Annotated in this window: 17 protein-coding genes, 1 tRNA gene and 1 pseudogene; 2 read left to right on the top strand and 17 right to left on the bottom strand. The window is 67.4% G+C overall.

The features are described 5' to 3' along the window. The first annotated feature begins 194 nt into the window (after positions 1 to 194). On the top strand, positions 195 to 683 hold the full coding sequence (gene cynS / locus E4V01_RS12265) for a cyanase (protein ID WP_012454767.1): 489 nt from the start codon (positions 195 to 197) through the stop codon (positions 681 to 683). A gap of 182 nt (positions 684 to 865) precedes the next feature. Here cynS and E4V01_RS12260 read toward each other — a convergent pair whose 3' ends face one another. Together E4V01_RS12260 and E4V01_RS12255 are read right to left on the bottom strand one after the other, a co-directional pair. Further along, entirely contained in the window at positions 866 to 1,135 is a 270-nt protein-coding gene (locus tag E4V01_RS12260; RefSeq protein ID WP_135298522.1) for a hypothetical protein, read from the bottom strand. Positions 1,136 to 1,326: 191 nt separating this feature from the next. Further along, positions 1,327 to 1,587, bottom strand: a complete 261-nt coding sequence (locus E4V01_RS12255; RefSeq protein ID WP_135298605.1) for a hypothetical protein — start codon at positions 1,585 to 1,587, stop codon at positions 1,327 to 1,329. 408 nt (positions 1,588 to 1,995) lie between these two features. On the opposite strand from E4V01_RS12255, the pseudogene E4V01_RS12250 reads away from it, so the two are divergent. Further along, a pseudogene (locus tag E4V01_RS12250) lies at positions 1,996 to 2,244 on the top strand (cyanase); the annotation flags it as partial. Between the two features lie 104 nt (positions 2,245 to 2,348). Here E4V01_RS12250 and E4V01_RS12245 read toward each other — a convergent pair. The 15 genes from E4V01_RS12245 to E4V01_RS12175 all read right to left on the bottom strand — a co-directional run bounded on the left by E4V01_RS12245 (position 2,349) and on the right by E4V01_RS12175 (position 21,251). Beyond that, positions 2,349 to 2,819, bottom strand: a complete 471-nt coding sequence (locus E4V01_RS12245; protein WP_153227046.1) for a hypothetical protein — start codon at positions 2,817 to 2,819, stop codon at positions 2,349 to 2,351. Positions 2,820 to 2,989: 170 nt separating this feature from the next. After that, positions 2,990 to 7,381, bottom strand: coding sequence for a translocation/assembly module TamB domain-containing protein (locus E4V01_RS12240; protein ID WP_135298520.1), 4,392 nt, complete (start codon positions 7,379 to 7,381; stop codon positions 2,990 to 2,992). Next, positions 7,382 to 9,367, bottom strand: a complete 1,986-nt coding sequence (locus E4V01_RS12235) for an autotransporter assembly complex family protein (RefSeq protein ID WP_135298519.1) — start codon at positions 9,365 to 9,367, stop codon at positions 7,382 to 7,384. Positions 9,368 to 9,577: 210 nt separating this feature from the next. After that, positions 9,578 to 10,282, bottom strand: coding sequence for an HWE histidine kinase domain-containing protein (locus E4V01_RS12230; protein WP_135298518.1), 705 nt, complete (start codon positions 10,280 to 10,282; stop codon positions 9,578 to 9,580). Between the two features lie 51 nt (positions 10,283 to 10,333). Beyond that, a complete protein-coding gene (locus E4V01_RS12225; RefSeq protein WP_135298517.1) occupies positions 10,334 to 11,068 on the bottom strand; it encodes a Crp/Fnr family transcriptional regulator in 735 nt (244 codons plus the stop codon). 290 nt (positions 11,069 to 11,358) lie between these two features. Next, positions 11,359 to 11,442, bottom strand: a tRNA-Tyr gene (locus E4V01_RS12220). Between the two features lie 89 nt (positions 11,443 to 11,531). Continuing rightward, on the bottom strand, positions 11,532 to 13,367 hold the full coding sequence (recJ, locus tag E4V01_RS12215) for a single-stranded-DNA-specific exonuclease RecJ (protein ID WP_135298516.1): 1,836 nt from the start codon (positions 13,365 to 13,367) through the stop codon (positions 11,532 to 11,534). A 94-nt stretch (positions 13,368 to 13,461) separates the two neighbouring features. Next, positions 13,462 to 14,862: an NAD(P)(+) transhydrogenase (Re/Si-specific) subunit beta gene (locus tag E4V01_RS12210; protein WP_135298515.1), complete on the bottom strand. Its 1,401-nt coding sequence runs from the start codon at positions 14,860 to 14,862 to the stop codon at positions 13,462 to 13,464. A gap of 4 nt (positions 14,863 to 14,866) precedes the next feature. Further along, entirely contained in the window at positions 14,867 to 15,319 is a 453-nt protein-coding gene (locus E4V01_RS12205; RefSeq protein ID WP_004446455.1) for a proton-translocating transhydrogenase family protein, read from the bottom strand. Positions 15,320 to 15,340: 21 nt separating this feature from the next. Next, the gene (locus E4V01_RS12200; protein WP_135298514.1) at positions 15,341 to 16,480 is read right to left on the bottom strand and encodes a Re/Si-specific NAD(P)(+) transhydrogenase subunit alpha; all 1,140 of its coding nucleotides are present in this window, start codon (positions 16,478 to 16,480) and stop codon (positions 15,341 to 15,343) included. 111 nt (positions 16,481 to 16,591) lie between these two features. Next, on the bottom strand, positions 16,592 to 16,885 hold the full coding sequence (locus tag E4V01_RS12195; protein ID WP_060770185.1) for an aa3-type cytochrome c oxidase subunit IV: 294 nt from the start codon (positions 16,883 to 16,885) through the stop codon (positions 16,592 to 16,594). 112 nt (positions 16,886 to 16,997) lie between these two features. Next, positions 16,998 to 18,368: an AarF/ABC1/UbiB kinase family protein gene (locus E4V01_RS12190; protein ID WP_135298513.1), complete on the bottom strand. Its 1,371-nt coding sequence runs from the start codon at positions 18,366 to 18,368 to the stop codon at positions 16,998 to 17,000. A gap of 92 nt (positions 18,369 to 18,460) precedes the next feature. Then, on the bottom strand, positions 18,461 to 18,874 hold the full coding sequence (locus E4V01_RS12185; RefSeq protein WP_135298512.1) for a type II toxin-antitoxin system death-on-curing family toxin: 414 nt from the start codon (positions 18,872 to 18,874) through the stop codon (positions 18,461 to 18,463). Further along, positions 18,871 to 19,296, bottom strand: a complete 426-nt coding sequence (locus E4V01_RS12180; protein ID WP_135298511.1) for a hypothetical protein — start codon at positions 19,294 to 19,296, stop codon at positions 18,871 to 18,873. The genes E4V01_RS12185 and E4V01_RS12180 overlap by 4 nt, the downstream gene beginning before the upstream one ends. Before the next feature lie 77 nt (positions 19,297 to 19,373). Beyond that, complete coding sequence (locus E4V01_RS12175) at positions 19,374 to 21,251, bottom strand: M3 family oligoendopeptidase (protein ID WP_135298510.1); 1,878 nt, start codon at positions 21,249 to 21,251, stop codon at positions 19,374 to 19,376. Between the last annotated feature and the right edge of the window lie 119 nt (positions 21,252 to 21,370).

Below are 21,370 nucleotides of genomic sequence, written 5' to 3'. Positions count from 1 at the left end.
CTTCCAGCGCCGTATTCGCCTGGCACGCCGCTTGCGGACCATGTTCGCAATGGCGCGGCTCCTGGCCCGTCAGCCGAGTGCCGTCCGGCCCGCTCAGGCGGGTCGAGACGGTCCGGCCGTTCGGACGCTACGCCCCCAGGCATCCGAACGGCCGCCCCCATCGCAACCGGCCCTCGGCCGGAAGGGAGACAAGCATGAAGCGCGAAGACCTCACCGAGAAGCTTCTCGACATCAAGCGCGAGAAGGGCTGGACCTGGAAGTACATCCAGGACGAGATCGGAGGCATCTCGCCGATCCTCATCACCGCCGCCTGCATGGGCCAGATGAAGCTTCCGAAGGCTCAGGCCAAGAAGGCCGCCGAGCTGTTCGGGCTGAGCCAGGCCGAGGAGCGGATGCTGAACGAGGCCCCCTATCGCGGCTCGATCCCGCAGATGCCGCCGACGGACCCGCTGATCTACCGTTTCTACGAGCTCGTGATGGTCTACGGCACCACTTGGAAAGAGCTGATCCAGGAGGAGTTCGGCGACGGCATCATGTCGGCGATCGACTTCAACATGACGATGGAGCGCGAGCCCAACAACAAGGGCGACCGGGTGAAACTCGCCATGTCGGGCAAGTTCCTGCCCTACAAGTACTACGGCAACGAGGACGGCGTGCCGGAATACGGCTTCAAGGAGCCGTAGGAGCCGTCCGGTTCAGAAAAGCCCGGGCCATGACGACGCCGGGCTTCTCTTCGTCTCGCAGGGCTGCTGTCGGGTCGATATCGCCCGCGCCTGAGTGTCTCGCACAAAACTTCCGCCATCCTTTCATCGCCAGAACGAGAACGGTCGGAGACCGGGAGTTTTGCGAGGCACTCTTATCCGCCTCAGCAGCCGACACAGATGTCCTTCATGAGGAAACTGTCCTTGAACTGAGGTTCAGGCTTCTGCGCGGCCTCGCCGGTTGCTGGGGAGCCCAAGACCTGCGGGCGCGGGATGACTCTTCCTGTCGGCGCGACGTGCGGGGCTGTGATCGTCGTGTCCGGCCCACCGCCCGTACCGGTCCCCGCCGGATGATTCATCGCGTTCGCGGCCGTATACGAAAGCAGGTAAATCACGCCGACCAGCGCGATTCTCAAAGATGTCGTTCCAGTCACGCTTTATCTCCGTTGTCGGTTGCGGAATCCCTTCTTGTTTTTGCGGACCCTTCTTATATCGGGGCACCTATTCTGAATATGCGCCGCCGCACTTCGCGTCCGATCGGCCTTCGACTGAAATCAATCAATCAAGACTGGCTGTGCTTCCGGCAAACTGTCGCGCCCTCCATCCACGTCGCATTGCGCTGCGGTCAGCGTGTCCCGGGGAGATAACAGATCAGCGGGTTCGCTCGACCGCCGCCGCTCTGATGGCTTTTTGCGTGACCGATCGAGCCGGTCATGTCCTGGGTCGGGTTTCCGCCGGGACGTTTCACGACGATGTCGCAGTACATCCGATGCGGATCGGCGGGGCCTTGGAGATCCATCGTGCGCCGAGCCAGCGCCGACGTCGGCAGGAGGGTGACGGCGACGGCAACAAGAAGACCCAGCGCGCGGCTTAATCCACGAAACAACAAATTCTCCTGTCTTGCAGAGCGTGGCCCAAACAAGAGGCGCATTGCTTAAATATAAACCCGATATCGAAAGCCAAGTGCGCGAAAACACATCTTGGATATTGCAATAAATTTGCACAGAGCCAGACTTTTAATCAGGATTAAATCTATTACTTAAACGTATTGTACGAGCAGGGGCGAACACGTCACCGGACAGTACGGTCCCGGGCATCCCGACAAGGCTTGGTCACCGACCCGCTCCGAGGGAACGCTTTGGGGCACATCCGGCGGTTTCCAGCCGGCCGCGAGCGGCTACGCACCACCGGTCACCGCGGCTCACGTGGTCAAGCGGATCGTGCTTCGATCCAAATGCGTCATCGCCGGCGACACCTATGCGATGCCATCCGCCGTCTTCTTCGGGCAGGTCGCCCGGCGACCGACCCGCTGATCTACCGCTTCTACGAGCTGGTGATGGTCTATGGCACCACCTGGAAAAGGCTGATCCAGGAAGGATTTGGCGACGGCATCATGTCGGCGATCGACTTCAACATGACGATGGAGCGCGAGCCCAACAACAAGGGCGACCGGATGAAGATGAATCTTTCCGGCAAGTGTCTGCCCTACAAGTATTACGGCAACGACGAGGGCGTGCCGGAATACGGCTTCAAGGAGCCGTAGGACGCCTCCCGTCGGCAAAGCCCGGCGCCGTGACGGCGCCGGGCTCTTTCAAGTTGACCGACGACGGCATCGCGAACCGTTCGGGCACCGATGCGACCGGACCCCTACCGTGTGGGCGGACGCGTGCCGTCGCGTATCGCGCGAAAAACCGGCAGCGCGCTCGGCAGAGCCTGCTTCGTCGTCGCGCAGACGATGTCCGTTCGGCCGATGACGCGGTCCATGATCGCCATGTAGATGCGGACGTTGCGGTGGTCGGGCCCGGTCGTCGGGATTGAGACGATCTCGAACCCGGCGAAGTCGCGGCTATGGATCGGCTCGACGGTCTCCGTCTTTAGGCCTTGACCATTCAGAACCTGTCGGGCTTCGGCGACCCGGTTTCGAAGGGCCGGCAGGGCGTTCAACGCGTCCTGTGAGGCAATCGCGCCCTTCGGATTCCGTCTGAACCCGGCCGCACAAAGCGCTTCGCTGCGTCCCGCGACCGGCGGCTGCCCGGTCAGGCTAACGATGTCGACCAGGGTTTCGTGGTTGGTGTCCTGGCGCGGCGGTCGGATGGCGAAGCCGTCCGGCACGGTCACCGAGAAGCCTGTCGCCGGATCCGTGAACTCTCCGCTGGTCGCGGCAGCGCTGACGAGCAAAAGAGCGAGGGACAATCCGGACGCGTGGGTGAAAGCCCGCCTCATGCTCGCTCCCTTTGGTTCGCAGCTCATGACGTCTCGGGCCGCTTCGCCGACGCTCGCAAGCGCGCCTACCACTCCCATTCCGCGCCGACGCCGACCGAGGTGCGGCCGTCGCTGCCGGCCTCACCGTTCAGCTTGATCCGCCGCGTCACGTCGTAGTTGATCGTCGCGGCGGTGTCGGCGGGCTTGGCGCCGGCCTTCACGCCGACGCTGATGCGGTCGTTGATGTAGCGCGAAGCGCCGACCGCCGGGCCGCCGCTCGCGCCCGTCGAGACATCGAGGCTGTCGAGGCCGAGCCCCTTGCGGGCCGCCTCGAACACATCGGGGCCCCCTGCCCCGCCGGAAAGCTGCGCCACGGCCTGGGCCAGTTGCAGCGCCTGGAACGCCGAGAGCCCGGCTGCCGCCTTCTTGAACAGGATGCGCGAGAGGATCTCGTCCTGCGGCAGGCTGGGATCGGAGGAGAGCGCGAAGATGGGCTGCGCCGCAGGGCCGGTGACCGCGACACGGGCGGTGACGTCGGCGGCCTTGGTCTCGGCGGCAAAATCGAGATCGGGCTGGGCGATGTCGCCCGCAAAGAACACCCGGCCGCGGGTGAAGTCGAGGCGCTGGCCGCCGAGGCTGAATACGCCGCGCCGCAGGGAGAAGTCGCCGTTGGCCTGCGGGTCGCGCGAGGAGCCGGTGACGTGCAACTCGCCGCCGAGTTCCGCGTCGATGCCGCGCCCGCGCACGAAGATGCGGCTCGGCGCGCTCACGATCACGTCGAGACCGGCGTCGAAGGGCGGGGCCGCCTTCTTCCGGCGGCCGGCCGCCTCGATCTGCGCCCTGCGCTCGGCCCGCTTGGCGAGGCGCTCGCGCACCTCAGGCGTCACGTTCACCCGGCGGATGCCCGGCAGTGGCTGCACCGTGGCGGGCAGGCGGTCGGGCACCGACACGTCGATGGAGACGACATCGATCCGGCCCTTGATGGTCGGCTTGCGGGCCAGCGGCCCCGATAGAGCGAGGTTCAGGCTCGAGACCGCTGTCATCAGCGGGCTCGACACCAGTTCGGCCCGGTCGGCGGTGATGCGGAGCGTGCCGGGAAAGCCGGAGGCCGGTTCCACGGCGACGCGCCCGTCCATGGAAAGGCGCCCGCCATTACGGGTCGCCGCCGTCAGCCGCTCGATGACGATGGTGTCGCCGCGGCCGGTCACCCGGCCCTGGATGTCGGTGATGCGGATGCCGTTGAGCGGATCGGTGACGCTGCCCCCCGAAAGCGTCGCGGAGCCTTCCACCTTCGGCGCCGCGACCGTACCGGTCACGCCCGCATCGAGCACGATTCGGCCGGCAACCCGCTGCCCGCTCGCGCTCAACATCGAATTGGCCAGCGCCGCGTCGAGGTTGCCTCGGGCGCGGAGATTCAGCCCGCTGCCGGCTTCGACCGGCACTGTGCCCGTCACCGTTACGTCAGCGCCGCGTCCGGACGAGAACCGCCCGTCGATGCTGGCCGCGCCGTCATTGAGCCGGCCGCTCGCCTGCGCGGTGATCGGCGGCAGGCCGGCCTTGCGGGTTTCGGGCGTCACGAGGCCGGCGACGGTGAGGGCGTAGCGCCCCTCCGGCCGCGCGGCGGTCCCGCGCAGGTCGGCCTCACCCTCCAGCGTGCCGGACAAGGCAAGGCTTGGGCTCGCGATCCGCGCGAGCGACAGCGGCAGGGCACGGATGCCGAGCTTGAGGTCGAGATCGGACCCGACTCGCCCCTGCATGCTGACCCGGCCGGAGCCGGCGGCAACCACCAGATTCTCGATCAGCGCCGAGCCACCATCGAGGATGATCGCGGCGGGGCCGGCCAGTGCCAGACGGTCGCCGCCGCGCTGCGCCGAGAACCGGGCAATTTCGATCCGCGTGCGCTCGGCCGGGATCAGCCGCGCGGCACCGTCGAGGGCGAAGCCGCGGGTTTGGGCAGTGAGGGTGATGTCGCTCGCCGCCGCGGTGCCGTTGGCGGTGAGCCGCACCGTATCGATGCTCTGGCCCGCCGTGACGAGCCGCCCGACGTCGGCATGGCCGTCGATGACCGGATGGGCCCGCAGGTCGCGGCCGGTGAGATCCGCGTCGAGCTTGGCAAGACCGAACGTGTCGTAGCGCAGGCTGGTGCCCGTCGCGCGGACCGTCGCGTCCTGGCGTCCGCCCACGCGGGAAAGGGTCACCGCCGCATCGAGACTGCCGCCCATGGGCGCGAGGGCAAGCGGCGACAGGTCTCCGAGATCGCCGGCACGGACCGTCAAGGCGCCCTCGGCGAGGAGGCTGTCGGCGTTCACGACCGCCTGTCCGTCCGCCAAGACGGAACCGAGGGCGAAGGCGAGCCGGTCGAGGGCGTAGTCGCTGCGGTTCGGCCGGGCGATGTGGGCCTCGGCCCGCAGCGGCTTGCCGGCGATGTCGCCGGTCATGCGCAGGGTGCCGTCGAGGGCATCGCGCAGGTCGTTCAGCGCCGCGTCGAGGCGCAGATCCCGGATCGGACGCCCGTTGGCGCTCACTTCGGGTGCGCGGAGCGCGGCGGTGAAGGCGGGCTTGAGCAGGGAGCCCGTCAGCCGCGCATCGGCGCTCGCCGGCCCGGAGAGGCGCTCATCGAAGGCGGAAAGCGTCTTGAGATCGACGCGGGCGCCGACGTCTGCGATCTTGGCGTTCGCCTGTCCCTGGAGGGTCGCGACGAACCCCGCGCCCTCGAAGCGCAGGCGCTCGAAACCGTAGCCGTCATAGGTCTGCGAGACGCGCCCCGTGAGCGACGGAGCGCGGCCGACAAGCCGGTCGGCGGTCGCGTCGCCGAGTACGAGACCGCCGCCGCGCAGATCGAGGTCAGCGGAGAGAGCCTTGCGGGCGGGATCTCCGCTCAGGATCGCCTTGGCATCGAGACGGCCGGCCAGGGTCCGTCCCGCGATGCCCGAGAAAGCGCCGGCATCGGACAAAGCTGCCTCGAGCGTGCCGGCCAGCGTGTTCTGCCCGATCCGTCCGGCATAGGCGGCGCGGGCCGTATCGGATTCGACGGTCAGGGTCGTGACGTCCAGGACGCCGTCCGAGCCCGCAGCGGCGCGCAGGGTCAGCTTGGCCCGGCTGCCGACAGCGCGGCGGAGCGCCGGATCGGCGAGGCGGAGGCCCTCCACGGCCGCATCGGCGGTGATGCTGAAGCGCTGCGCCTTGTCGGCGCCCGTCGGCTCGACGTTCAGAACGGCATCGATCCGCTCCAGGCTCGATTCGCTGGTGCGCAGGCCGGCCGCCTTGAGATTGCCCTTCACCCGCGGCGAGGAGAGCGGCCCCTTCAGATTTCCGTCGAAGACGAGAGTGTCCAGCTCGGCATCCGCCGCCTTGGTGACACCGCCCTCGGTCGGGACCGTGCGGGCCGAGATCGTGAAATCCGCGACCCGGTCGGCGGTCAGGGCGCCGCCGATTGCGAGCCGTGCGGTGCGCGAGGCGAGGTCGAGCCGGTCGATGCGGAACGCCCCCGTGTCGGAGAAAGCCATGCCGCCGTCGAGCTTGGTCTCGCCGGAGAAGATCGCCGCAGCCGGGCCCGGCACCAGGCCCTCGATGCGCGAGGTCAGGTCGAGGCTCAGGCGCCGATCGGTGCCGATGCGCGAGAGGCGCGCGCCGCCCTTCGCACCGATCTCCGGGCCGGCATCGAAGTCGAGGCGGGCGTTGAAGGAATCGAGGGTGCCGCGACCGTCGAGATCGAAGTTGATCGGCGGCGTGCCGGGAAGGTTCGCCGCCTTCGAGAGCAGGCCGCCCTCCGGCTCGACGAGGCTCGCCTTCACCTCCAGGCGCTCGCCCTTGGGCACGAACAGCAGACGGGCGATGAAGCGTCCGGCCGCATCGAGGCGGCGGAAATCCGCGCTGACGTCGAGCCCCTCGGACGGGTTTCCAAGCTTCGCCTTGCCATCGCCCGCGAGCCGCGCCGGCTGGCCCGCGATGCTCTCGCCCAGCACCAGTTCGGCCAGCGCGAAGCTCTTGATCTCGACCTTCACCGGCAGGTCCGGCAGCAGGCTTCCATCGGGCTCGGCCTCGGCCGGCGTCGGGCCGGGCACCGGCTTGCGCAGCACTTCGAGCCGGCCGATCTCGAGGGTATCGACTTCGAGCCGGCCGGACAGAAGGGCGAGGCGCCGCCAGATCAGGCGAGCGCGGTCGAGCTTCAGCCACGGGCCGTCGGAATCGCTGATGACCACATCGCGGATCGTGGCATCCGAGGACAGGGCGCCATCGACGGCGCCGATCGTGACCTGCGACGAGGGCGTCGACAGCGCTTTCGACAGCAGACCGCCGAGCACCGTCTTCTCGCCATCGGCAGCGCGGGTGTCGTCGGTGGTGATGAATGCGGCAAAAAGCAGTGCGATCGACAGGAACGCGGCCGCGAACACCGCTCGGCCGTAGGCTCGGCTCCGCCCCTCGCCCGCCGTGGCGGCCGGGCTGCGACGGTGTCGTCCGCGAGCAGAAAACGCCATTCAGAACGCCTGTCCGAGGCTGATGTACAGGGCGGCCGGCAGCTCGCGGTTTCCCTTGATCCGGTCGAGCGGGAAAGCGAGGTCGGCGCGGATTGGACCGATGCCGGTGTAGTAGCGCAGGCCGATGCCCGCCGCCTTGCGGATACGCTCATCGAAATCCGGCAGCGTCGAGGCGAAGGCGGTGCCCGCGTCGAAGAAGGGCACGATGCCGATCGTGTCGGTGATCTTGATGCGGGCCTCGATCGAAGCCTCGAGCAAGCTGCGCCCGCCGATCGGCAGGTTGAACGGGCCGCGGGGCCCGAGGGTGCGGAAGGCAAAGCCGCGCACCGAGCCGCCGCCACCGGCGAAGAAGCGGAAATTGTCGGGAATCTCATCGAGGCGGGCGCCCGAGACCGAGCCGAAGCCGACGCGCCCGGCGAGCACGTATTTCGCCTCGTCATCGAGCGCGTAATAGGTCGAGCCCTGAGCCTTCGCGACGAAGATGCCCGGATCCGAGCCGAGGAAGCCGGGATAGGGCGCGGCCGAGGCGATCACGCGGAAACCCTCGGTGGGATCGAGCAGGCTGTCGGTCGAGTCGTAGGTCACCGAGACCGGCACGCCGATCAGGCGGTAATCGACAGTGCCGATGGCATCCTTGGAGCGGCCGACCTGCCCGTCGAGGCCGATCTGGGCCGAGAAGGTGTCGGAGAAGCGGTGGCGGACCGCGACTGAGGCCCCGGCCGCGTCCACGAAGTAGCTCTGCTGCACCTCGCGGGTGACGAAGACGTTCGCCAGCAGGTCGTTGCGGGTGCCGCCGAGTGCCGGCTTCACGAAGGTCGCCGAGAGGCGCCCGCCGAGGCCGGTCGTGTCGATGCCGGCAAGCTTGCGCTGGGTCGCGAACGGATCGAAGCCGAGTCCGAGATAGTAGATGTCGGCGTCGAGCCGCAGCGTCTCGCCGCCGCCCCAGAGGTTGCGGTTGGCGTAGTAGGCGCGCACGCCCGGCCCATCGACGGTGGAGTAGCGCGCCGAGACACCGATGAGGTTGCGCTCGCGCTCGCTCACCTCGACGAAGATCGGCAGGTTGCCCTGTGCATCGAGGCTCTCGCCCTCGCGCACGCGGACCGGACCGAGGCCCTCGATGCGGGCGACTGAGCGACGGATGTCGGAGACCGCCTTCGGCGAGTAGGGATCGCCGGGCTCGGAATAGATGAACGAGCGGATCACCGCCGGATCGATGCCGTCGGTCGCCTTCACCGAGACCTCGCCGAGGCCGGCCATCGGCCCGGGATCGATCGTGAAGGTCACGTCCATAACGTGGGCCGCGTCGTCCACGACGGGATCGCGCGTCACGGCCTTGGCGAAGGGGTGGCCGAGGGCGCGGAAGCGATCGACGATCTTCGCCTCGCGGGCGAGCACGGTCGCCGAGCGAGCCGGAACGTCGTCGCCGGTGCGGGTGAAGCGCTCGGGCAGCACCTCGTCCGAGAACGGACGGCCGCGAGGGTCGATGACGTTCACGGTGCGCAGGGCGTAGGCGGGACCGAGATCGACCGCGATCTTGACCGGCACGAGCGTGCGAGCGCGCGCGTTCTCCGCTGCGCGTGAGGCGGCAACGAGCGAGGCCTCGCCACCGACCGGGACTCCGTCGATGCGGATCGAGACGGTGCCCTGATAGTAGCCGTAACCCGAGAGCACATCGGTCAGGCGGCGCAGATCGGCCTCGGCGCGCCGCACCAGCCCCTCCCCGTCCGGCGGCGCCTCCTGGCGCAGGCGGTAGAGCGTCGAGGTGTCCTGCAGGGCACGAAGAATGTCCGAGTCGTCGGTGCCGGTGATCCGCAGGCTATAGGGCAGCGCCGTCGCGCTCGGAGCTGGCGGCTCCTCATCCGAGCCGAACAAGCCGAACAGGTCGAAAGCGGCCGCCGGCTGCGGTAGAAGGACCAGCGCCGCGACACTTAGAAGAACGCCACCAAAAACCGGCGAACGCAGCAGGCAGTTCATCCGGGCATGCATTCGCTGGGCGGGATCCGTGGCTCGTGACGGGCGATGCCTCCAGGAAAGCATCCGGATGTTAACTACCCGTCGATCCGTCGCGCGGCTACCCCGGCCCCGCTTGGCACAGTGCGTGATCGAGGAATGGTGAGTGGACAATGTAACGGTGTACCCGGCGGGCCGCAGATCGGGCCGGTTGCCGTGACACGCAGCGCGTTCGGGGACGCGGTTCTATTCGTCGTCTTCGACCACAGTGATCTGAGACGGCAGCGGCAGGCTGATCGTACAGCGCAGTCCATGCGGCTCGAAAGTGAGGGTCGTCTCCGCCTTCAATTCATAACGAAGGCTGCGTGTGAGCACTTCGGTGCCGAAGCCGCAGTGAGACGGCGCCGGTGGGAGGTTTGCCAGACCACTCTCTTCCCAGACAAAGGTCAATTGCGGGCGGGATCCGGACGGCCCGGTCGGCGGCGACAGCGTCCAACCCACGTGGATGCGGCCCTGGGGCACGGTCAGGGCGCCGTGTTCGACGGCATTCACGGCCAGTTCGTGGATGGCCATGGCGATCACCTCCGCCGCGCCTGGACACAGAAGGAGGCTCGGGCCGGAAATCGCGACCTGCTCACCCTCGCGCGCGAGATGAACCAGCAGCTCGTCCGCGACGAGGGAATGCAAGGTGATCCCTTCGGGTACGCTGCGCATCAGGGCATTGAGCACGCGGGCGAGCGCGTCGAGCCGCCCATCGAGATGGGCGACATAGGTTTCCAGTGAGTCGCTGGTCTCGGCGGAGCGACGGATGATCGCCCGCAGCATGGAAAGCGTATTGCGTACCTTGTGGCGCAGCTCGGCCGGCAGGCCCGTCTCATCGAGGAAGCGGCGCAACCGCCGATTCTCGGCCTCCAACTCCTCAATGCGTGTATCGCGCGGATCTCGGTTCATGACTTAGCCGTTCGCTGATCTCAGTACGATAAATCGGCCAACGGCCGATCTTTAATCCTCGTTCTGGCTGAATGGATCGCGCTCGTAATGCAGATAAGACGAGTCGAATAGTGAAGTGGCTTGGAGTGCTGAAAAGTCTGGTATCGTCAACTGTCGGCCACGCAGGCGGATCAAGCCCGCCGCCCGCAATTCTTTGAGAGTGCGGTTGATGTGCACGGTAGAAAGCCCCATCGCATCCCCGAGATCGGCCTGGGTTATGGGGAATTCGCAACTCGTGTCGTTCGTCATTCCGACAGCGCGAAGGCGAAGGAACAGTTCGCAAAACAGATGTCCGAGCCGCTCGGTCGCCAGCCGCTGACCGAGGCTAACGGTCCATTCGCGCTGAATCGCCGCCGTCACGAGCATTTCCCACCACAACGCCTCCGCCACGCGCGGGTATTGCAGGGCGATCTCCCGTATGGCGGATTCCGAAATCTCGGCGACCACCACCGAGGTCAGCGTGCCAAGCGAGTGATCCATCTTCCGCAGAACGAAGACATGCGGATCGCACAGATCACCGGGCAGGAAGATCGAGATGACCTGACGGCGCCCGTCCTCGAGTTGCTTGTAGCGGCAGGCCCAGCCTTCGAGCACGACATTGATATGACGCGGCCAGTCGCCATCGCCGACCACGTCCTCACGCGGTCCGAGCCTTCGTGTCGGCTGAGCGATCTTCTCCAACGCTTGCTTCTCTTCGGAAGTAAGGCGGATGAAATTTTCCAGCTTGCGGACGAGCGGGTTTGGCACTGGGTTTCCTTGGCCTGTTGCGGCAACTTAGCGCACTCGAGCCCGAACCGAACTAACACACGCTAATTTTGCCCACGAAAGCGCTTAGCTGCTAATAGAATCGTGCCGCACGGCGAAGGGAACGCAGCAGCGCGCATTCTCTGCAGGTTGCATTTCTGGGAGCGCTCAGCTTGCTTGCCGCCCCCCCCCCGCGATCAGGCAGAACAGGCGCAATTTTTTACGCAGCCGCCGCAGGCCGAAAGCCTCGGCAGGCGACGAAGTGATCGGCTGCGATTGTGCAACGTGAAGTTTGGTGGGGGAAGTAGGACTCGAACCTACGAAGCTTACGCAGCGGATTTACAGTCCGCCCCCTTTGCCGCTCGGGACATTCCCCCAAACCGGGTCACCGCATGTCTCGCGCGGTGGGCGAGGCCCTTATGATTAGGGTGCGATCGGGTGTCAACCGATCTGCTTGGCCCAATTTCTATCCACAGGGCGCCACGTCGCAGATTCGCACCTGGGCCCGCTCCGCACCGCGCCAGCGGTCGCACGAGAGGGTTCCGGCGACGTGGAAGCTCCGGCCGATCCCGCCGAGCAGGGCGACCCCCAGCGGTCCCTGCGCGGCGCGGAACGCGATCGCGCCGACCGCTTGCCCGTCCCCGCTGACGAGGCGGGCGCGGACATGCCCGTTGCCGACGATCCCGGCATCGACGATGCGATGGCGGGGCAAGGCCATCACCGGCTCGGGCGCCCCCTGCCCGAACGGCCCGGCCCGTTGGATCAGGCGCACCAGCTCGGCAGTCGCCCCGCCGGCACTCACGGTGCCGTCGATCAACAGCGCCTCGGCGGCGCGGGCCCGGCCGACGGCCTCGACGAGATCCTGGGTGAGGCTCTCCCCGAAGGCGGCGAGGCCTCCCGGCGGGAGGGTGACGCCCGCGGCCATGGCATGCCCGCCGCCCTTGACCGCGAGCCCCGCCTCGACCGCGCTGCGCACGGCACCGCCGAGATCCGCACCGACGACCGATCGGCCGGAGCCGACGGCGCTGCCGTCGGGCTTGACCGCGAAGGCGAAAGCCGGCCGGCCGAACCGCTCCTTGAGCCGGGCGGCGATGAGGCCGACGATGCCGGGATGCCATTCGGGCGAGGCGGCGATCAGGACCGGACGGTCCGGATCGCGGGTGAGGTGGGCATCCATCTCGGCCTCGGCCTCGGCGACCGCTTGCGCCTCGATGGCCTGCCGCTCGCGGTTGAGCCGATCGAGTTCCTCGGCGATGCGACGGGCTTCCATGGGGTCGGCGGTGGTGAGCAGCCGCGCGCCGAGACCGGCATCGCCGATCCGCCCGCCGGCATTGATGCGCGGCCCGACGAGAAAGCCGAGATGCCACGCTTCGGGTGGCTCGCTCAGTCCGGCCGCGTCGAGCAGAGCCGCAAGTCCCGGCCGCCCGCGCCCGCGCATCACCGCGAGCCCCTGGACGACGAAGGCTCGGTTGAGCCCGGTGAGCGGCACCACGTCGGCGACGGTGGCAAGCGCCACGAGGTCGAGGAAGTCGGTGAGGCGTGGCTCGGCGGATGTCGCGAAGACGCCGTCCCGCCGCAGCCGACGGGCCAGTGCGACGAGGGTCATGAACACCACGCCCGCCGCGCAGAGATGGCCAAGGCCGGACAGGTCGTCGAGACGGTTCGGATTGACCAGGGCCCGCGTCTGCGGAAGCTCTTCCGGCGCGCCGTGGTGGTCGAGCACGATCACGTCGAGGCCCAGAGAAGCGGCAGCGGCCAACGGCTCGTGGCCGGCGGTACCGCAATCGACGCAAACGAGTAGGCCCGCGCCCTCCTCCCGCAGGGTCGTGACGGCGCCGACATTGGGGCCGTATCCTTCCGTGATGCGGTCGGGGATGTGGATGCGCACCGGTACGCCGAGCGCCCGGAGATAGTCGGCGAGCAGAGCCGCGCTCGCCGCCCCGTCCACGTCGTAATCGCCGAAGATCGCCACCGCTTCGCGGGCGCGCACGGCATGGGCCAGCCGCTCGACCGCCGCTTCCATTTCCACGAGCACCGATGGATCCGGCATCAGGTCGCGCAGGCGCGGGGCGAGGTAGGCGTCCGCCTCTGCCGGCCGCACGCCGCGCCCGACGAGGACGCGGGCGAGCAGATCCGGCAGGCCATAGGCCTGCGTCATCGTCACGGCGAGTGCCTGGAGACCCGGATCGCCGCAGCGCTCGCGCCAGGGCCGCCCGAGCGCCGAGGCGGTGACGTCGAGGAACGGACGCGGGAGGTCCGAGGAGGGATCGATGAGCATGGCGGCGGTCACGCGGCCGACCATAGCCGTTTCCGTGCCCGAAGACTGCGCCCCGCAAACGACAGCGGGGCGGACGATTGCTCGCCCGCCCCGCCGCGCTGCCCGTCGTTTGGGCCGGTCAGAGGTTCTTGACGATCGAGTCGACAACCTTCTTGGCGTCTCCGAACAGCATCATCGTGTTGTCGCGGAAGAACACCTCGTTCTCGACGCCGGCATAGCCCGAGCCCATGCCGCGCTTGATGAAGAGGACGGTCTTGGCCTTCTCCACGTCGAGGATCGGCATGCCGTAGATCGGCGAGGCCTTGTCGGTCTTGGCGGCCGGGTTGGTGACGTCGTTGGCGCCGATCACGAAGGCCACGTCGGCCTGCGGGAACTCGCCGTTGATGTCTTCCAGCTCGAACACCTCGTCGTAGGGCACGTTAGCTTCGGCCAGGAGCACGTTCATGTGCCCCGGCATGCGGCCCGCCACCGGGTGGATGGCGTACTTCACCTCCACGCCTTCCTTCTTCAGCATGTCCACCATCTCGCGGAGGCTATGCTGGGCCTGGGCGACCGCCATGCCGTAGCCCGGCACGATGATGACGCGCTCGGCGTTCTTCATGATGTAGGCCGCATCGTCGGCCGAGCCCTGCTTGACGGGACGCGTCTCGACCTGGCCGCCACCGGCCGCAGCGGCGGAATCACCGCCGAAGCCGCCGAGGATGACCGAGATGAACGACCGGTTCATCGCTTTGCACATGATGTAGGACAGGATCGCGCCCGAGGAGCCGACCAGCGAGCCCGTGATGATGAGCGCGAGGTTGCCCAGGGTGAAGCCGATGCCGGCCGCCGCCCAGCCCGAGTAGGAGTTCAGCATCGAGACGACGACCGGCATGTCCGCGCCGCCGATCGGGATGATGAGAAGCCCGCCGAGGGTGAAGGACAGGAGCACGATCAGCCAGAAGACCAGCTTGCTCTCGTTGCCGATGAACACGGCGATCAGCACCACCAGGGCGATGCCCAGGGCGATGTTGATGGCGTGCCGCTGCGGCAGCATGATCGGCTTGCCGGACATGCGCCCGTCGAGCTTGGCGAAGGCGATGACCGAACCGGTGAAGGTGATCGCGCCGATCGCCGCGCCCAGCGCCATCTCGAACAGCGACTCCTTGTGGATGTGGCCGTTCTCGAGGATGCCGACCGCCTGGGGGGCGTAGAGCGTTGCCGCCGCACCCGCCACGGCGGCGAGGCCGACGAGGGAGTGGAAGGCCGCGACGAGCTGCGGCATCGCCGTCATCGGCACCCGCTTGGCGATCACGGCGCCCGCGCCGCCACCGATACCGAGGCCGAGCAGCACCAGGATCCAGGCGCCGATTCCCGCCGGCGGATGGCCGACCAGGGTGGTGAGCACGGCGAGCGCCATGCCGATCATGCCGTACAGGTTACCCTGTCGCGACGTGGTGGGGTGCGAGAGTCCCCGCAGCGCCATGATGAACAGGACGCCGGCGACGATGTAGAGAAGGGATGAGACGTTTTCCGACATCGCCTCAGGCCTTCTTCTTGTACATGCCGAGCATGCGCTGGGTCACGAGGAAGCCGCCGAAGATATTCACGGAGGCGAGGACGATACCGATGAAGCCGAAGAAGCGGGCCCAGCCGGTGCCCTTCTCGATGAGCGGCACGCCGGCCGCCAGGAGTGCGCCGACGATGATGACCGACGAGATCGCGTTGGTCACCGACATCAGCGGTGTGTGCAGGGCCGGCGTCACCGACCAGACGACGTAGTAGCCGACGAAGATCGCGAGCACGAAGATCGCGAGCTGGAACACCGTGGGATCGACGGCGCCGTGGGTGGCGGCGGCGATGCCGTGACCGAGCGAGTCGGCGATCGACTGCGCCTGGGCGGCGTTCTGATGGGCGATGTCAGCCGCGGCGCGTGCGGCCGACGCAGCGGCCTGGGCCTGCTCTGCAGGCGAGACGGGCGGAAGGGGGGTTGCCATGGTGAGATCCTCCGCGACCGATCAGGCTTTGGGCTGAAAGTTGGGGTGGACCACCTGACCGTCGCGGGTCAGATTGGTGGCCTTGACGAGTTCGTCGTCCCACTGCACCGCCAGCGCCTTCGATTCCTTGTCGATCAGGGTCTCGACGAAGGCATAGAGGTTGCGGGCGTAGAGGCTCGACGCCGTGGCTGCGAGGCGGCCCGGCACGTTGACGTGGCCGACGATCTTCACGCCGTTGCCGACGGTGACGATTTCACCCGCCTTGGCGCCGGCAACGTTGCCGCCGCGCTCGACCGCGAGGTCTACGAGCACCGAGCCGGGCTTCATCGAAGCGACCATCTCCTCGGAGACGAGCTTCGGCGCGGGCCGGCCGGGAATCAGCGCCGTGGTGATGACGATGTCCTGCTTGGCGATGTGGCCCTTGACCAGCTCCGCCTGCTTCTTCTGATACTCGGCCGACATCTCCTTGGCGTAGCCGCCGGAGGTCTCGGCCTGCTTGAACTCGTCGTCCTCGACGGCGACGAACTTCGCGCCGAGCGATTCGACCTGTTCCTTGGTGGCGGGCCGCACGTCGGTGGCCGTCACCACGGCACCCATGCGGCGGGCGGTGGCGATGGCCTGGAGGCCGGCGACGCCGACGCCCATGATGAAGATGCGCGCGGCCGGAACGGTACCGGCGGCGGTCATCATCATCGGCAGGGAGCGGCCGTACTCGGCAGCGCCATCGACCACGGCGCGGTAGCCGGCGAGGTTCGCTTGGGAGGAGAGGACGTCCATCACCTGCGCGCGGGTGATTCGGGGCATCAACTCCATGGCAAAGGTGTTGACACCCGCCTCGGCGGCGGCCTTCAGCTCGTCCTCGTGGCCGTAGGGGTCCATGATCGCAATGACCGTGGCGCCCTTCTGGATCTTGCCCAGTTCCTCGGCGTTCGGACGGCGGACCTTCAGGACGAGGTCGGCGCCGGAGAGAGCCTCCTCGGCGCTCCCGGCGATCTTGGCGCCGGCGGCCTCGTACTCGCCATCGGGAACGCCGGCCTTGGCACCGGCCCCCGATTGCACGACGACATCGGACCCCAGACCGATGAACTTCTTGACCGTTTCTGGGACGGCCGCGACCCGTGGTTCTATCGGGTCCGTCTCCGTCAAGACGGCAATACGCATCAGTTGCTCCCGTTCTTACAGCCGCCTTTCGGCGTGCCGGTATCCGAGCTTGCTGGGAAGTTCAGATCTGGAAAAGGCCGACTCGAGGAGTCGGCCCGGAAGTCTCGATCCTCAGCTCAGGAAGAGGATCGCGAGGAGTGCGGCGAAGACGAAAGCTTGGGCCTTCCAGCCGATGGCGGGGACGAAGGCACCGATGGCCGCGGCCACCCAGGAGACCAGCACGCCGATGATCGCCGTCACCCACGCTTCGTGCACGCCGCCGATGGCGAGAGCCGCCACCCAGCACAACACCGTGACGGTACCGATCTCGACGAAGCGGACGAAGCCCCGATAGGTCTGCTCGTGGGTCTTCTCGTCCATCGCCGGGCTGTAGTGCAGGCCGGTGAGGGTCTTCGTGTCCGCCATTGCGCGCCCGTTCCCTGGTATCGTTTTGCTTGTCACGCGCGGATTTAGCGCAACGCTTATCCGCGAGCAATCAGCTTGACGCTGAGGTTCACATGTCGTGAGCCGGCTTTTGTCACGCCGGATCGGGCAATCCCACCGCGGCCAGCGCCGCCCCCTGCCGCTCGGAAAGCGTGTCGAGCGAGAAGCGTTCGATCTCGGCCTCGAACAATTGGTGGTAATTGAGTTCGGAGCGCAGGTGCAGGAAGACCGCGCCGAGCCCGACCGCGGCCCGATCCATGAACACGAATTCCTGTGGAACCGTGACGGGACCCTTCTCCTTGAGCGCCTGATGCACGGAGAAGGCCTCGCGCCGCCCGTAGGCGCCGGGATCGATCCCATCGGCGACGGTGCGGGTGCGATCCTCCAGCAGCGGGCCGTAGATGAAGCGGGCCCAGATGTTGAGGATGTCGATGGTTTCGTTGTCGAGCTTCTTGAAGCCCCATACTTCGTAGGCATGGACGACCCGCGCGCGATCGTCTTCCAGCAGGCCGCGGTAGAGATCCACCACACCGCCGACGAAGCGGGGATGGAAGATGCGCACGCAGCCGTAATCGAGCAGGTTGATGCCCTGCGCTTCGCCGCCTTCGGAGAAGACGGTGTAGTTGCCGAGATGCGGATCGCCGTGGATCACGGCAGCGCGGCTGAAGGGATGCCACCACGCCCGGAACATCGCCTGGGCGATTCGGTTGCGGATCTCGATCGGGCTCTGCGCGAAGCTCAGGATCTTTTCGCCCTCCAGCCAGCCGAGGGTGAGAAGACGCTTCGTCGAGAGGTCGGAATGCACTGCCGGCACCCGAACGGAAGCGATGTCCTTGAGCACGTCGCCATAGAGGGCGGCATGCTTGGCCTCGCGACCGTAATCGAGCTCCTCGCGCACCCGCGCGCCGATCTCCGTGGCGATCTCGGAGGTGTCGAGCCAGGAGTTCATGCGCCGGTGGAGCGCGAAGGCAACCTGAAGCTGCTTGAGGTCCGCCTCGACCGCCGATTGCATGTCGGGATACTGGAGCTTGCAGGCGAGTGGGGTGCCATCCCTTGATTGCGCGCGGTGGACCTGCCCCAGCGAGGCGGCGGCGGCCGGCTTGAGATCGAAGCTGCCGAAGCGGCTCTGCCAGTCAGCGCCGAGTTCGGCCATCATCCGGCGCTTGACGAAGGCCGCGCCCATCGGCGGCGCGTCGGCCTGTAGTTTCTGCAGTTCGGCCGCGTATTCCGGCGGCAGCAGGTCCGGCACGGTGGCGAGGAGCTGCGCCACCTTCATGATTGGCCCCTTGAGGCCGCCGAGCGCCTGGGCCAAAGCCGCCGCGTTGTTGAGGCTCGCGCCGTCCTTGCCGCCGAACAGGCGCGCCGCCGCCATCCGCGCGGCCACCCCTCCGACATTGGCGCCGACGCTGGCGTAGCGGCTCGCGCGGGCGGTGAAGCGGTTGGCTTCGCGGTCGGTCTCGGCCATGGATTCGGATCGATTCCTATCGGGACTCGACCGGAGATAGGCGCTGCCGGGGTTCGCGCCCAGGGCGCTGGGACGGCGCGCCGCGGGCCGCGCTACGCTTTCGGCCAGTTGTCGCGAATCCAGCGGGTCAGGCCGGATTCATCGATCTCGCCCGCGGCGAGGCCGAGGATGATGGCCGTCGCCTCTGCCGGGTCTGGCTCGAAGGGGATTTCGTTCAGCAACAGGAACCCCATCATCGCCATGAAACCGGCCCGCTTGTTGCCGTCCATGAAGAGGTGATTACGGATGACACCGAAGGCGTAGGCAGCCGCCAGCTCGGCAAGTTCTGCTTGCTCGTATCGCCAACGGTTGATCGGCCGTCCGACGGCCGACTCGAGAGCCCCCCGATCACGAAGTCCCGCCGCTTCGCCGAAGATCCGAAGGTGACGGGCGTGGGCGTCCTCCACCTCCTCGACCGTCAGCCACTCGGGCTCGGCAGCGTCCGATACCTCGAGATCTGCGCTCACTTCGCCAACTCGGTCAGCGTTGACCGGTAGCGGACCATGACATCTTCCATGATCTTGGCGACCTTGTCCCGATGGCCGCTATCCGGCTCCGCAGGAAGCTCCCAGATCGTGCCGGATTTCACGAACCGTGCTTTCCGCACGCGTCCGCGGCGCTTCTCGCCACGGGCATCCCGGGCAATCCGAAACCCGCGGGCCGTCAGAAGATCACCGATCAGTGCCCCAGCAGACTGAATCGCATAATTCCGAATGTCGGGATCGAGCTTTTCGATAATCGGCTCGATCTCCCAAACAGCCGCCTGGACCGCCGGGATCTCGAGCCTGCTAAGCAACTCATATTGCGGAAGCATCTCCGGACGGCTCAGAACGTCCCTGATGGGACGAGCATCCGGCCGTTCGAAAAATGCAGCGTGACTGGTATTCATGTGGACCCCCTATGGAGGCACAGAGATCGCCCGCAACGCTGAATGCCGTCAACGTTGCGCCGTGCTACGTAGTGGATCTATTTCTCTTCCATCGCCTCCAGCTCCGCGATCATCCCCTCGATCATCCCGAGGCCGATCTGCCAGAAGCCCGGATCGCTGGCGTCGAGTCCGAACGGCTCCAGCAATTCGCCATAGGGCTTCGAGCCGCCCGCCGAGAGCAGGGCGAAGTAGCGCTCGACGAAGCCGGGCTCGGCGCGGGCGTAGACGCCGTAGAGCGAGTTCACGAGACAATCGCCGAACGCGTAGGCGTAGACGTAGAACGGCGAGTGGATGAAGTGCGGGATGTAGGCCCAGAACGGCTCGTAGCCCTTATCGAGGGTGATCGCCGGGCCGAGGCTTTCCGACTGCACCGACATCCAGAGTTCGTTGATCTGCTCGGCCGTCAGCTCGCCCTTGGCGCGGGCGAGGTGGACCTTCCGCTCGAACGAGTAGAACGCGATCTGGCGCACCACCGTGTTGATCATGTCCTCGACCTTGGCCGCGAGCATCGCCCGGCGCTGGGTCGGATCCGTGGTCTGGCCCAGCAGCCGCCGGAAGGTCAGCATCTCGCCGAAGACGCTCGCGGTCTCCGCCAGCGTCAGCGGGGTCGGCGCCATCAGAGCACCGTTCGGGGCGGCGAGCACCTGATGCACACCGTGGCCGAGTTCGTGCGCGAGGGTCATCACGTCGCGCGGCTTGCCCTGGTAATTCACCAGCACATAGGGGTGGGCGGAGGGCACGGTCGGATGCGCGAAGGCGCCGGGCGCCTTGCCGGGCCGGGTCGGCGCATCGATCCAGCCGCCGTCGAAGAACTTTTTGGCGATGCCGGCCATATCCGGTGAGAAGGCGTCGTAGGCCTCCAGCACCGTGTCGCGGGCCTGGGCCCAGGGAATCGTGCGTTGCTCGACCTTCGGCAGCGGCGCGTTGCGGTCCCAATAGGGCAGCGCCTCGACACCGAACCACTTGGCCTTGAGCCGGTAGTAGCGGTGCGAGAGCCGCGGATAGGCCGCGCGCACGGCCTCGACCATGGCGGCCACGACCTCCGGCTCGACGCGATTCGAGAGGTGGCGTGCATCGGCCACGTCCTTGAAGCCGCGCCAGCGGTCGGAGATCTCCTTATCCTTGGCCAGCGTGTTGGTGATCAGCGTGAAGATGCGCAGATTCGCCCGCAGGGTCTCGCCGAGCGCCTGTGCCGCCTCCTGGCGCACCGCCCCGTCCGAGTCCTGAAGCTTGTTGAGCGTCGGCTCCAGCGTCATGCGCTCGCCCTGAACCGAGAAGCGGAGCGAGGCGATCGTCTCGTTGAACAGCCGGTCCCAGGCGGCGTTCGAGGTCACCGACTTGTCGAGGAACAGCTTCTCCGTGCGGTCGTCGAGCTGGTGCGGCTTCTCGCGCCGCAGATCCTCGATCCAGGGCCGGTAATGGGCCAGCGGCCCGTCCGTCATCGCCGCGTCGAGCACCGCATCCTCGACGCGGTTCAACTCAAGGCCGAAGAACAGCAGGTCGCCCGAGGCCGTGGTCAGCCGCTCGCGGGTGTCGCCGTAGAACTTGGCGCGGGTCTCGTCCGTCGTGTCGCCGGAATAGACGAGACCGGCATAGGACATCAGCCGCCCCATCAGATCCTCGATCCGCTCGAAGGTCCGCACCGCCTCGCCGAGGAGGGACGAGGCATCCGGCCCGGCCGCGATCTCGGCGATTCGGCCCGCGTAGCGTTCGGCGAAAGCCCGGCTCTCGGCCTCGGCCCGGTCGAGATCGTCGCGGAAGGCCGGCGCGTCCATGCTCGGATAGAGGTCGGTGAGGTCCCATTCCGGCAGCACGCCGAGATCGGCCGCCTGCAGCGCGCCGCGCACCGCCGCGAGTTCCTCGGCCCCTCTCGGCAAGTCCGGCGACAGGGCGGCGAAAACGGCTCGGCTCGACATGATGTACTGTTTCCTCGACGTGGTGGACCGCCGCTTCGGCATCGGGCGCGCCAGCGCGGCCAGGGTCAGATATCGAGCGCAGGACCGTCACGATCAACCGCGCTGCGCAATCCCGGCTC

The organism is Methylorubrum sp. Q1, assembly GCF_004683995.1.
Taxonomy (GTDB): Bacteria; Pseudomonadota; Alphaproteobacteria; order Rhizobiales; family Beijerinckiaceae; genus Methylobacterium.
Note: the sequence above shows the minus strand (reverse complement) of the source record. Positions and strands in the feature narration are given on the sequence as shown.